Raw genomic sequence first — 12240 nt, 5'->3', positions numbered from 1 at the left:
ATCAGAAATAGGTTAAAACAAAGAGTTAGCATCTGGTGAAAGCGCGCAGGACTCTGATGAAGAAAATGGGCTTTGATGCGATATACCTTCGTCCGAACACCTCGAAACCAGCGCCCGGGCACAAAATCTATCCCTACCTCCTGCTCAAGCTTTCGGTCACTCGGCCCAACTAGGTCTGGGCAATGGACCTGACATATATTCCGATGGCGCGTGGTTTCGTTTATCTCTGCCACCTCGTGGACTGGTTCAACCGGAGAGTTCTGTCGTGGCGGCTATCGATCACGATGGAAGCCACTTTCTGCATAGAGGCCGTTGAAGAAGCCCTTGCCCGCTATGGCAGGCCAGAAATCTTCAACACAGATCAAGAATCGCAGTTCACCTCGATAGATTTCATCACCGTGCTGAATAAGGCGGGATCGCTATCTCGATGGACGGCAAGGGTTCGTGGCGCGACAACGTGTTCGTCGAGCGGCTATGGCGGTCAATCAAATACGAGGAGGTTTATCTTCACGCCTCCAAAACAGTGTCCGAGGCTCGCACTGCCATTGGCCGATATCTGACTTTTTATAACACCAGACGCCCACATTCATCCCTTGACCGGCAGACGCCGGATCAAGCTTACTTCAACGCGCTGGCTCCAATGATGATGGCAACATAATCAAGGCGGAAATCCACTTAACCAAACGCACGAAACTGTTCAGACAAACCGAGCCACCTCTCGGAGCAGTCATGCGTTGATTTTGAACGATCAAACGGTTGGCACATTTTGATTTCAGGCCGTGCACTTAACAATTCAGGCTAAAACAAAATCCCGACCAGGAAGTCTCACTCAAAGGTGAGCCATGGCACACCCTGAGTCAGTTTACCTCCGTGGTCACAAGGATCGCCCTGCCGTGCAATCGATTTTCCATTAATGTTTGCGATCGTCGAACCACTGGCAATACCGTCGTTGGTTGGAACACCTGTGCAAATACAGGTGTCCCCAACCGTCGCAATCGGTATACCATCAACGGTGACAAAGCTTTGCTGCGTTGAAATCACTGGACCGCCAATATGCGGTCGTGGCCCCGGATCGACTTTTGGACAGACGTGCATATGACCTTTGAGGGAAACAGGTGATCCCATTTCAAACTCCTCTTTTCAATTCAGGAATGAGTGGATTGAATTCAACCAATCTCGGTTTCGCATTTGCATCACGGCTATCCAGACAGAGATCAAGATAAAAATTTGGCATTGGACTATTCCTTACTAAATCTACCGAAAGTTGTGCCAAAATATCTTTGCAGCGCTGAGACGGAACGGTTCCTTTGGGAATATTTTGCCATTGAGCATCGACAACCTTCCCATCCATCACCGTCATTCTCACTTCCATAAATCGAGAAAAATCAACAAAAGGAAAAAGATGGAGGAATGTTGGAATTTGAAGATCAATGAATGGCTGTAGTATGATTTTCATTCTGCTTGTCACGGCGGCAAAAAGAAAAGGGATCTCGCATGAAAGCTCTTCAGCATTCACCGAAATAAACGCTGGAACTTCTTTCCAGCTTACTGGTCCGATTTTGGGAAACAGGTTGTTCGAATTTGACGGACGCCCAATACGCATATTTTCCCAAATAATACTTATATTATCGGCATTTTTTTTATAATCTGCATCTCCAAAACCAACAGTGGAACTTATGACGGAACACGAAAGCGGAATTGAATACTCAGGCTCAACCAAGGCATGATTTTGATACAGAGGAGACCAATTCTCATAGGATGTCATGATAACAGGTTCGCTATGTTTTTTTATAATTGTGCTAAGTCGAGTATATGTTTCCTGTAACATCTCTGAGCGCCCCCAACTCACCAAATCCAATCCACTATTTTGGAATTTTCTCTACAAGTAATCAGGCTTCAGGTTGGCGACAAAATCCGAAAAACTGTCTGCAACAAATCCCACTTGATCCCAACCGTAGCCGGGTTCACCGAAAGTTTTGGCCTTGATGACAATGTAGAGAATACGTCCAAGGGTATCCTTGTTAAGATCGAGTAGGCAGTGACCATAGCCGCTGTCGAATGTAAACGGATATAATTTCTCAGGTAAACGCGGCCCACTATTGCCATATGTTGGGTTGATATAGCGATCATGTGCTTCAAGAATATAGGGCGGTCCCGATATGGAGCCAATATTAGCTTTTTTTTTCTTTCTATCAGGAAAAGATATTTTAGTAGTGAAGCAGAAAATTTGTTTGTTCTGCAACGTTCTTGAGCCGTATTTCAGGCAATATTCTTTGTAGTCAGATGGCAGTTTAACATCTTGCGATCGTTCGAATTCATCTAAATCTGCCTGAGTTATGAGCTCTTCTGCACGCCCCATCTCATCCGGTTTGTTCAAATAGGCATTGAGTTCGGCTGGTATCTGTAATGACATTTCAAACTTCTCCCATATCTTGCGACGTTGTTAAAATGATTAATGTTTCGACAAGCATGCAGTCTTATGAGTCTTACGACCTCTTGGTTGTCCCAAGAGCTTTGTTACGCAATTGAGCTATTCCGACTTTTTTCTCAAAATTATGTATGTTTTCGAGTATTATTGGCTGTTCTAGCCGACCAGCGAAATCTGGAGCATTCAAAATTTTTAGGAGTGCTTCAGGTATTCGCATGTTAACTTTCCTGTTTGTGGACATTTTTGACATTTAGAAAAGTTCGGAGTTAACCATAGACGCGCCTCCGACATGGGCTACGCCACCTTCCACGGTATCGTGAACAGCGCGTGGAACATATCCTACAGTTCCGTCTTCAAAATGGTTGAGGACGTATGTGCGCTCATTGGGAGAAGCAATACCTTTCTCTTTAAGTAACATTCGCGCATCGGCTGCGGCGTCGCCGGTGACAACCGAGATGTCGTTGCGGCCACCAACGACATACTTGTCGAAATCTGGAAAGCCATCCTTATATGGAATGCCGTCAACCTTGGTTCCATCCGGCAGCGTCTTGGGCTCGCTGAACTTGAAAAGACCGTTGCCATCTGCGGGTTGCGCGATCTTGTTGCCAGCGGCATCAGTCCAATTGCCGTTTTTGCTGTTGGCAGGCATCCGCCCGTTCGGCACCTTGCTGCATTTCTTGCAGTTGGTTTTGGCGCGTTTCTTTTTCATTGCTTCGCGCACTTTTTCCATTGCGCGCTTGCGGGCTGCGATGGCTTCCTTGACGCCTTTCATTTCAACAAAACTTTCCTGCAAGGCTTTGGCGCTCTTGCCGAAATAGCTGGTGATGGCCTTGCCGAGCTTCAAACCTTCCGGTCCATAACGGGCAAGCAGTTTGCTTTTACCAATCGCATCGCCAATGTAAGGCACAATTGAAACTGCGGAAAAAAGCGCTCCCCACCAATCCGCTTTAGCCAACCGGATCACCGTGCTGGTTCCGTCAGAAATTGGCGTTGGGTCAAAAATGCCGGTGATATCCGTCAGAATGGCAGGATCATTTTTTGCCATTTCCTTGGCTTTTGCCCAAATGCCGGTATTCAACTCCGCTTTATAGGCCTCACTCATGGCAATGGGTCTCCATTCGCATCAAGCTGGCGAGCGATGGCATCGGGAAGCCATTCGCGTGCGTCATCATAGCGTTCTGCGTCATCCCAAGCTTTCGCCATGTTGTCCGCAGCAAGCAGGTCAAATTTAACCTCAGTTGTGATGTCCCGTCTGATGAGAATTTTGTTCAGTTGCGGCTGCTTGTGCCAGCCCGGAGCAATACGGAACATGAAATCAATAAACAATTCAATGTGCTGTACATCGTGGATCGCATAAGAGAACATGGCAAGTTGAATGCCATGACTGATCATCTCGTAAAGAGGAGCTTGATCTATTTTCTCTATGGAAGGCCTGAATTCATCATCCAGCGTTTCAATAACATGTGCGACAAGCGCCGGGCGATTGTAGAGCAAAGGCCCATCGATCTGGCTCTGTGTCAACCGCATCATAGGCCGAACACTTGCACCTTCCACCGAGATTGGTACAAGGTCTTTGGGAATGTCTCTTACATCGCCAATCTGGTGTTCTGATTGTTCAACCAGATCACCGTGCCGAACAAATACGTTGGTATCCAGCAAACCGCCAGCATTGCAGGATGTAAACACAAAGCCATCCTGGCCGACTTCCGTGCCGATACGCTTTATCCCTTGGAAGAAAAACTGACGCTGCTCCAAGGTTAAAAACGGCATCTGTCCCATCAGAATCGCGGGATCATAGAATCGCCAAAAAATCTGATCGTCATCCGCATCGGTAATTTTGACGAACTTTCTGAAATGGTTGAAGAGCTCTGAAAAGTGCCTACTGCTTTGAATGAAAACGGCCCACCGCTTCCCCAAGCTCTCGTTGATGAGATATCGGGCGAGTTCGCCCGAGGCGTCGCATTTGAAGAGCCAGGGGGCATCATCCGAAAACTCTTCCCTCGCTTCACCCAGAAACAGGCAAGCGCCTTCTTCGGCCATAGCCTGAGCGACATTCAGCATGCCCGCGTTACGTGAAGGATCCAACAGGGCATAAAGCGAGATATCGCTTTCACCGGAGGCTGAAAGTTGTGCAAGGATCTGAGATTTAAATGTGTCACTCATCTATCGCTTCTTCTTTGAACAATCTTCGGCAAAGCCTTTGTCAGTCCGCTTTCCCGGACCGCCGCGTGAAAAGTTAATTTGATTTCCCTGAATGTCGACACGCAAGCCTTTTATGACGATGCCGTTTTGGTTGATTTCTATTTTGCCGCCCGGTGCAGTCAGAACAATCTTGTTTGAGGCATTGATTGACCAAGTCTCGGATCGTCCGAGGAATTGTTTGTGTGTCCAAAGATCGAACAATTCACCGACTTCCATTCGAACTGTTTTGCCAACGGTTGTCCGCTGTTCCTTGCCAACATTTGTGATCTGGGTCTGTCCCACATTGGTGACCTTGCTGACACCGATCTGCTCAGCCCGAGCCACTCCCACGGTGTCGGATTTGAACGCGCTGACGATAGTGTTCATAATCCCAGGAAGCGGGAACAGGCCGGATGCATCCTGCCCAACGCCCGTGCCGGAGCCTGCCAGTGCTGTGCCAGCATCCGCCCTTGGGCTTGCGCCTGCCACAACGCCTTCTCGGGCCATCAGCCCTCCCGCACCCAGAAAGCCGAGTGCGGATGAGGCCAGCGTGGTGGCGAAGCTTGCAAGGCCCGGTCCGCCGCCACCTGCAATTTGACCGGCCTGTGCCAGAAGCCCTGCTGTTTGGCCAGAAAGCGCCTGCACACCCGCCATGGCCAGTGTGGCCATCGGACCCGTGCCCCCGACAACGGTGTTGAGCGAACCGCCAATTTCATGCTTCTGATTGCCACTAACCTCTACAGCACGGTTGCCGCCAATGGAGGCCACTTCGTGCCGATCAATCCGCTTGGTGCGGTCGTTCAAAACCCGCGTGGTTTGATCCTTCTGGGCGTGGAAGAACATGTTCTCCTGCCCAGCCTCATCCTCAAAGGTCATTTCATTAAAACCGCTGCCCTTGTGGGTGTTGGAGCGCAGCACCATACGGGTCTTGTTATCGGGCAGATCATAAGGCACCGGGTTTTTAGGGTTTGGCACCACGCCAATCACCAGTGGACGATCCGGGTCACCGTCCACAAACGCCACCATCACCTCCATGCCAATGCGTGGAATGACTTGTGCTCCCCAGGTGCCGCCGCCCCATGCCTGGCTAACCCGCACCCAGCAGGTGTCAGAGCCATCCTTTTGTGCCTTGCGATCCCATGGAAACCACACTTTGATGCGGCCGTATTTGTCGGTGTGGATCTCTTCACCCGCTGGACCAGCCACAATCGCCACCTGCGCACCCTCGATGCGCGGGCGCTTCGTCTCCCGATGCGGCGTTAGCGGCACCCGTGAGGGGATGGCCTCAAACTCGTTGCGATATTCTGGCTCGTTCTCGGTGGTCTCATAAGACCGATCCACCGCCCAGTGCTTGATGCGTGTAATGACGTGTTCTTCGTAAACATGATCTGGATGTGGCTCTTCATACGGGGTAAAGCGGCGGCCTGCCTCCAGCACCCGCACAGTGGATTGACCCGTGACTTTCTCGTGATCGGCCTCCTCTGCCTGCATTCGAAACGTCTCAGCCCTATCACCTTCCTGATCATCGGCGATGCGAGCTGGATATTCATACAGTTCGCGCTGCTTGGCTCCCGGCATCTGGATCAGCGACGGCGTGGATTTGAGCGGCACGGTGCTGGGGGTCTCAAAGTTCCAGTCTGCACCTGCTCTTTGGCCGGGGATGAAGGAAAACTCGCGCATCCATTCAGTGATATGGTTGCGGTCGGATGAGCCTTGGGCCAATCTCACCTTATCTTCGCCCTCGGCCGACGCGGATGGTGCGCTCCATGCTACTTTGTGATCACTGACCTTCAGGCGATGAACGCCCTTTTCATGCTCAAACCAGTAGAAAAGACCATCTTCTTGAAACCGGCGCAGCAGATAATCCAGATCTGTCTCGTTCCACTGCACGCTGTATTCGCGCGAAAGCGGAGGCTTGTGCATAGGAGAGGAGGAGGCGGCTGGAATGCCTTGTTCGGACAACAGCGTTTCCATCACCTGTAAAGATGTCTTGTTTTGCCAGATGCGGCAATCAGACCGGCGAGACATCAACCACATCTGCGGGCGGATGGTGAGCGTATAGCTGCGAAGCCCGCGTGTGACCGGCGGTCCTTCCGACAGATTGGTCACCAACCCGTTAAACGGACGCCGCACACCGTTCTCACCAAATTCACCTTGACGGATTTCCAAAGACACATCGACCAGCTTGCCAATCAGCTCTTCCGGCTTGACTGCCTCGCGCTTGGCCCGCACATTCAAAGTAATTTCGAACAGGCGATTGACGCCCTCATCCACCATCAACCGCTCTGGTAGCAATTGATCCTCTCCCAGAGGCGAGGACACGTTCAAAACACGACTGGCCTGAATGAAATCGGCGGGTGAGAGTTCGTCGTCCATACGAAAGGCCCCCAAAATGTCGTTCTCAAAAAATCAAAAGATCGTATCGAAGCAATAGTCGTGCAATCGGGCGTAGCAATCACGCCAATGTGAAAAATTAAGCCGCATTCCCAAAAGGTCAAGGTCTAGGTTGTGTTTTTTGAAAAGGGCAGATCAAGCGGCATTTCGGATTTAACTGTCGGGATTCAAAAAGTCTGGTCACTCAACGCGCTCTTTGAAGTCAGCAATTTGCGTTGGTCGCAGTTAATGTGAGCTCATTCTCAACCAGTGTGATTCCAAGAATGCTATTCGTCTCAAATAATCTGAACTGGAAATCACCATCTATTGCGCTTGATTACAGCTAGGGCGTCGTTTCACCCCAAGCAGGAACTGACCTCAATTGGTGACGAATGCCAACATCACGCGCGCCTTTGATCTGGAAATTTCGTGGTTACGAAGCACTGAACCTACGGCGACAAAAAGCAACGTCGCGCGGTTTGTGTGGACGTCTACGTTGAAGTGCCAGCTTTTAATGTGCCTATTGGAATTTCTGCTATCAAACGTATAACGCTTAACCCTCGGAGGGCACCTGCATTGGTCGGCTCAGTCAAGACAACGCTGAAATTACTTCCGGGTTGCCATAACTTGAAAGTTTGTCGGCCGACAGTAAGCAATAGCAGAGGCTGCTGGCGCGCATATCGCCTGTGCCGTGGTTCGTTGAAACCCAAAAGAGTGCCGAACTCGCACCGTTATGCAGATCGTCCACTAGCGCGCCCCGAGGTGGAAATTATTTCTGCTTAGCGTCTCCAAAACGGACGTTTGATCAACCAGCGGGGAATCCCGAAAACCGACGTTCTCTTATGAGCCTTCATTCCGCACGATTCCGCCGGAAGAATGCAACGACTTCGATATTGAACATGCGGTGTAACGCCGCGCGATCAAAGCCCGGCGCATCGATGCACGCCGGCGAAGACGTGTTGACCTTGGGATACATCGTCAGAAACGACATATGAACAGCTTTGGGTACAATCCCGAAGTCAGGCCGTTCCGGCAGTAAACGTACCAGCGTTGCAACATCTTTCGGCGACGCTCCACCGCCGCCTCCAAGTTCCGATCCCCAGACCTGAGGTGGAATTCTGATATTCTTTACGCTTCCTCTTGTCTGAAGCACAATGCTGAGAGGGTCGGGAACCACCATCACCCTGATACGGGGATCATGCGTTAGAATTTGGGGCAGTGCGCATGTCGAAAAGGGCGGGGTTGGCCGGACTGCGGGCAGCCCACTACCTTCGGGTCGGCGCAACGCGGCGGCAGCTTGCTGAAGTCTGGATTGGCACCGGCGAGGATGAGCCAGATATAGCCGCCCTGCAAGAAGCCATAGACCCCTATCCGTTGCGGGTCGATTCTGGCTGAATCGGGAAACGCGGTAAGTATGAAATCAATAGTTCGATCGATATCGATAGATCGATTGACGAGCGCAGCCTGACCATTCTCGCGGCTCATATCGGCATAGTTCGCATACGGATGATTGATGGCGACCACAACAAATCCGGAATCCGCCAGCGCCTCGGCGGTGTCGTGATGACCGAAGTACCAGCCGCCATAGCCGTGAGAAATGATGACCAGCGGCAACTTTTTGTCTCCAGCAATTGGACAATCGAGTACCGCTTGCATCTTGAGTGCTCTGACCGGCACGTCTTCAGGTGCCTTGGCACGGCCTTTTTGCGCGGATCGCCAAGAATCTGATATCAGGCGACGGTTTTGGTCCCCCAAGCTTCACCTTGGTCTTGACCTTGCCAGCGGTGAGATCACTTGTTCCGAGCTGACCACGGATAATGTTGGAGAACCAACAGCCTTACCTGACCTTCTTGATCAGATTGACGGCTCAGTTGCCAGGTTTATCGCTGATGGTGCCTATGACGGATCGCCAACCCGAGGCCTTCTCGAAACCCGCCTCGGCGAACTCGTTGAGGTCATCATCCGCCTCCCAAGACGGCAGTTCAAGGTCCGCAATCAGACGACAGAAGCAAAGATAGGCGTTCGTGTTCTCAACCGGATGACGGAACTTGGCTGTCCAGAGTTCAAGCGCGTTGCATGAAAAATTTCACAGGTAGGGTTATCTCAACCAGAATCTGACCCGTATAACACGGTCGATCAAACCTGGCATTGTGGGCGATGATCAAATCGGCGGGGTCAATCATTGCCTGCATTGCCGCCATGTCAATTGACTGCCCGGCCGCAGCGCACCGTTTAGCCATTGGCGACAGCATACCATCCTTTTCATGCATGACCATCGTCAAACGGGGGCAATCTCACCGCCCCGTCAGGGGCGTCCATCCTGATGTTCGCCGGGGTCAAGCTAACCTTATAGGGCAAGCGGCTGTCCAGACGGCGTCGAGTGAGCGCTGATCCCCTCCCCTGTCAAACGGGCACGAAGCGCTGGGCGTACATTTTCCAATTTTGCATCGGTCGGGGCGGCCAATGCAAACCACACACTCAGTGAAGATATCAGTCGACAAAATTGATTTTGTTGGCCGAAATTTTGTCGTCACCGCTGATGTTCGATTCCTTTGGGGGGCCGAACTTCTTGAACCAGAAGCCTGTAATGATCGGCACGAGGATCGACGTCACGATAATGCAGATCGCAACGAGTACCGTTGCACTCGGCGCGGCAGGCGCAAATTGCGGCGCGACGGCGGCGATAGCGAGCGGGTTGGCTGCAGCGGCACCTGCAGTAGAGGATGCGGCGACGCCGGCTGTGCCGTTACCGCCGCCAATATATTTGTCGGCAAGGATCAGCGGTATTCCCGTCAAAACAATCACTGCAATCGCAAGGGCAATGCCCAGGCCTGCCAATGACGACAGCAAAGTGTGCAGGTTGATGGTGTTGCCCAGAGAGAAGGCAAAGAAAGGGATCATCAAGACACTTCCCGGGGCAAAGAAGGCTCTCAATTTCGGATCCAGATTACCCAGTGCAAAACCGATGATGAATGGCAAAAGGGCACCGATAAATATTTGAGGTTCGAAATGTGCGACACCGGAAGCGCCAAGAATGATCATGCTCATCAACGGACCGGATTCGATAGACGTCAAAACGAAGGCCCCGGCTTCCTCCTTGGTCCCGTAAGTTTGCATCAGCGAGGCATAAAGACCACCATTGGTCATATCCATGGCGCAGACGATTGCAAGCACCGAAAGGCCGGCAAAAATACCGGTTTGAATTCCCTCTGACGGCAGAATCATCGACGCAATCAGCGTGATAATCCAAGCAGTTATGAATTTGGTCAATACGATCGTGCCCGACTTGCGCAAGACCGTTCCGGTCGATCTCAATTCGATCGACGCCCCCATGCAAAAGAACCAGACCGCGAGAATTGGGATGACCCCGGTCATGATCCCCTGAGTAAAACCTTTGAAATAGCCGGCTGCATCGGGCGCGAAGGTCTTGCAGACCGCGCCCAGCAGTAGCGGTACAAGCATCAAGCCCCCGGGAATCCTGTCAATCGCGTCTTTAATCTGCATCTCATCTACTCCCACCGGACGCCAAGGGCACCGGCTCAATTTCGACTGTCGTCAGGATTGTGACGACTCCTCCAGCACAATCACATTTCAAATAGTAGCTTAATTTTTAGTGCGCCTCCACTTCGGCCGTATTAATAAATTTAGCGCTACGAATGAGGCCGACAAGTAAGACGCTGTTCAGTACATCGGTCTCTGAAATGAGGGAACGCTTGGCGACTGCTGACGGTGCGTCCGAGCACCGCCTACCAAAAAAATCATTCAAAAACGGACAGAATTGCAATCTTGCTTGTCATTTTTTTTTAGCTTTGAGGACGTCAGGGCCCGCCAGGCGATCTAGGCCTAGCCCGAACGAAGGCTGAGTCTGCTGTAACTCGGTGATCAAAGTGGCAAACATCTAACCCGTTTGATAGGCTTCGTCATGAAGTAGACGATAAAGCGAAACCCTGTCGCAAATCTCAATATCGGCACATATCGAGGCTTGATCGAAGAAACCAACGGTGCGGCGAACCGCATCTCCGCGCTGGTCTCGGATAACGAATTCGCGGATCTTCGCGACGAAAGTGGCTTGCCCCTGTCTCTCTGCCTCAGCCGGGCTCCTCACATCCTTAATCTGATCGGCGACAGCTGCCGAAGCCTCGACCCTCAACCGCCCGAGGATCCTCCGGTCGTCCGAGAACGCAGGACCTATGAAGCTCGAGTAAATTGCGAAGCTCTGCTTCTGTGGTATTGCCGTCGCGACCGCGACCGCCAGGCCACAGAAGCGGGCGTGGAACTCGCCAGCACGTGAACTCAAACGACGGGTTAAAAGCGTTCGCGGCGAACGGTAACGCGGCCCTTGACGTGCTGAATGCACAGGGAAAATCGATGGCGGAAGCGATCCGGTCGATATGTGTGACGGAAGTTACGCACGACCGCTGGCGTGGAGAATATGGCGGCTTGAAAGGCGACCATGTGAAACGGCTGAAGTGGGAGTTCGGGGCCTCGTTCATGGCAACTCGAATATCAACTCGGTCCCAACCAGGTGGTTAAGGCGAGGCCACCCGACAAAGACTTCATGAAGGCGCGCTTCATGCAAAATCAAAATTGGCGGAGCGGCCGTGCCGGATTGCCAACCACAGTCGTTCCTGCGGCCACGCTTCGCGTCACCACCGCACCCGCGCCGACAATCGCACCATCGCCGATCGTCACACCCCCAAGTATTATCGCGCCACCTCCGATCCAGACATCTTTCCCGATGCTGACTGGCCGGGCTATTTCGAGACCCGACTTTCGTAGCGTTACGTCGCGATGGTGTTCCGGGCAATATATCTGAACGGCTGGCCCAAGCATCGTGCCATCACCAATGGACACGGTTGCAGTATCGAGAATGACACAACTAGAATTGAGATAGACACCGCTTCCAAGGGAGATGTTCATACCGTATGCACAATGGAACGGTGCCTCGATGAAGGCGTCTTTAGCGGTAACAAACAGCGCGCGGAGTTCGCTCGCCATCGGTCCACGTTCGTCGGGTGTCATGCTGTTGTGGGCATGCACGGCGCGTCTGGCCCGCATGCGCAACGCATCCAGTTCAGGATCGAAACAGCAATACCATTCGCCAGCGTCCATCTTTGCGCGCTCGCTCTTCAAGGGCTCACCTCCGCTCGTGCCATCAAAAGTGTTCTAATCCGTCGCACCAAAGGAGGGCAATGACTTTAAATGTCTATTTGACTTTCAATGTTAAGCGAGCACCGCAAAGTCGCGAGACTGCTCTT

At 51.9% G+C, this 12240-nt stretch carries 12 protein-coding genes and 3 pseudogenes; 4 read left to right on the top strand and 11 right to left on the bottom strand.

From position 1 onward, the window contains the following. Positions 1-50: 50 nt before the first annotated feature. Positions 51-658, top strand: a pseudogene (locus tag BJF95_RS23930) (IS3 family transposase); the annotation flags it as partial. Positions 659-825: 167 nt separating this feature from the next. On the opposite strand, the gene BJF95_RS23470 reads toward BJF95_RS23930, so the two are convergent. The 8 genes from BJF95_RS23470 to BJF95_RS24530 all read right to left on the bottom strand — a co-directional run bounded on the left by BJF95_RS23470 (position 826) and on the right by BJF95_RS24530 (position 8596). Next, positions 826-1125: a PAAR domain-containing protein gene (locus tag BJF95_RS23470; protein ID WP_075641914.1), complete on the bottom strand. Its 300-nt coding sequence runs from the start codon at positions 1123-1125 to the stop codon at positions 826-828. Between the two features lies 1 nt (position 1126). After that, positions 1127-1765: a hypothetical protein gene (locus tag BJF95_RS23465; RefSeq protein WP_139317612.1), complete on the bottom strand. Its 639-nt coding sequence runs from the start codon at positions 1763-1765 to the stop codon at positions 1127-1129. Positions 1766-1879: 114 nt separating this feature from the next. Beyond that, the gene (locus tag BJF95_RS23460; RefSeq protein WP_075641912.1) at positions 1880-2413 is read right to left on the bottom strand and encodes an SMI1/KNR4 family protein; all 534 of its coding nucleotides are present in this window, start codon (positions 2411-2413) and stop codon (positions 1880-1882) included. Between the two features lie 265 nt (positions 2414-2678). Next, on the bottom strand, positions 2679-3383 hold the full coding sequence (locus BJF95_RS23450) for a hypothetical protein (RefSeq protein WP_139317611.1): 705 nt from the start codon (positions 3381-3383) through the stop codon (positions 2679-2681). A gap of 143 nt (positions 3384-3526) precedes the next feature. Next, positions 3527-4591, bottom strand: coding sequence for a DUF4123 domain-containing protein (locus BJF95_RS23445; protein WP_075641909.1), 1065 nt, complete (start codon positions 4589-4591; stop codon positions 3527-3529). Beyond that, entirely contained in the window at positions 4592-6985 is a 2394-nt protein-coding gene (gene tssI / locus BJF95_RS23440; protein WP_075641908.1) for a type VI secretion system tip protein TssI/VgrG, read from the bottom strand. An 847-nt stretch (positions 6986-7832) separates the two neighbouring features. After that, on the bottom strand, positions 7833-8162 hold the full coding sequence (locus BJF95_RS24535; RefSeq protein ID WP_245297410.1) for an alpha/beta hydrolase: 330 nt from the start codon (positions 8160-8162) through the stop codon (positions 7833-7835). Positions 8163-8185: 23 nt separating this feature from the next. Beyond that, on the bottom strand, positions 8186-8596 hold the full coding sequence (locus BJF95_RS24530; protein ID WP_245297409.1) for an alpha/beta hydrolase family protein: 411 nt from the start codon (positions 8594-8596) through the stop codon (positions 8186-8188). Between BJF95_RS24530 and BJF95_RS23430 the strand changes: the two genes are divergently transcribed. Beyond that, positions 8583-9062 carry a transposase gene (locus BJF95_RS23430; RefSeq protein WP_245297408.1) on the top strand — a complete coding sequence of 160 codons (480 nt, stop codon included), beginning with the start codon at positions 8583-8585 and terminating at the stop codon, positions 9060-9062. The two genes, BJF95_RS24530 and BJF95_RS23430, sit on opposite strands and share 14 nt — an antisense overlap. Positions 9063-9111: 49 nt before the next feature. Here BJF95_RS23430 and BJF95_RS24525 read toward each other — a convergent pair. Next, positions 9112-9201: pseudogene (locus BJF95_RS24525) on the bottom strand (3'-5' exonuclease); the annotation flags it as partial. Positions 9202-9472: 271 nt separating this feature from the next. Then, entirely contained in the window at positions 9473-10486 is a 1014-nt protein-coding gene (locus tag BJF95_RS23420) for a 2-keto-3-deoxygluconate permease (protein ID WP_075641905.1), read from the bottom strand. A 478-nt stretch (positions 10487-10964) separates the two neighbouring features. Here BJF95_RS23420 and BJF95_RS23915 point away from each other — a divergent pair, with 478 nt between their 5' ends. Then, positions 10965-11273 carry a hypothetical protein gene (locus BJF95_RS23915; RefSeq protein ID WP_139317610.1) on the top strand — a complete coding sequence of 103 codons (309 nt, stop codon included), beginning with the start codon at positions 10965-10967 and terminating at the stop codon, positions 11271-11273. After that, positions 11270-11452: pseudogene (locus BJF95_RS23410) on the top strand (hypothetical protein); the annotation flags it as partial. The gene BJF95_RS23915 and the pseudogene BJF95_RS23410, both read left to right, overlap by 4 nt. Positions 11453-11563: 111 nt before the next feature. Here the strand turns inward: BJF95_RS23410 and BJF95_RS23405 are convergent. After that, on the bottom strand, positions 11564-12094 hold the full coding sequence (locus BJF95_RS23405) for a sugar O-acetyltransferase (RefSeq protein WP_075641903.1): 531 nt from the start codon (positions 12092-12094) through the stop codon (positions 11564-11566). Positions 12095-12240 lie beyond the last annotated feature (146 nt).

Source organism: Rhizobium oryziradicis (assembly GCF_001939045.1).
Classification (GTDB): domain Bacteria; phylum Pseudomonadota; class Alphaproteobacteria; order Rhizobiales; family Rhizobiaceae; genus Allorhizobium; species Allorhizobium oryziradicis.
The sequence above is the reverse complement of the archived record's forward strand: the minus strand, read 5'-3'. Positions and strand labels throughout refer to the sequence as shown.

Bases quoted from the DNA above. Each gene is read 5' to 3' on its own strand.
- BJF95_RS23470 (WP_075641914.1), bottom strand. From the start codon at position 1,125: ATGGGATCACCTGTTTCCCTCAAAGGTCATATGCACGTCTGTCCAAAA.
- BJF95_RS23465 (WP_139317612.1), bottom strand. From the start codon at position 1,765: ATGACATCCTATGAGAATTGGTCTCCTCTGTATCAAAATCATGCCTTG.
- BJF95_RS23460 (WP_075641912.1), bottom strand. From the start codon at position 2,413: ATGTCATTACAGATACCAGCCGAACTCAATGCCTATTTGAACAAACCG.
- BJF95_RS23445 (WP_075641909.1), bottom strand. From the start codon at position 4,591: ATGAGTGACACATTTAAATCTCAGATCCTTGCACAACTTTCAGCCTCC.
- tssI (WP_075641908.1), bottom strand. From the start codon at position 6,985: ATGGACGACGAACTCTCACCCGCCGATTTCATTCAGGCCAGTCGTGTT.
- BJF95_RS24535 (WP_245297410.1), bottom strand. From the start codon at position 8,162: ATGGTGGTTCCCGACCCTCTCAGCATTGTGCTTCAGACAAGAGGAAGC.
- BJF95_RS23430 (WP_245297408.1), top strand. From the start codon at position 8,583: ATGACCAGCGGCAACTTTTTGTCTCCAGCAATTGGACAATCGAGTACC.
- BJF95_RS23420 (WP_075641905.1), bottom strand. From the start codon at position 10,486: ATGCAGATTAAAGACGCGATTGACAGGATTCCCGGGGGCTTGATGCTT.
- BJF95_RS23405 (WP_075641903.1), bottom strand. From the start codon at position 12,094: ATGGACGCTGGCGAATGGTATTGCTGTTTCGATCCTGAACTGGATGCG.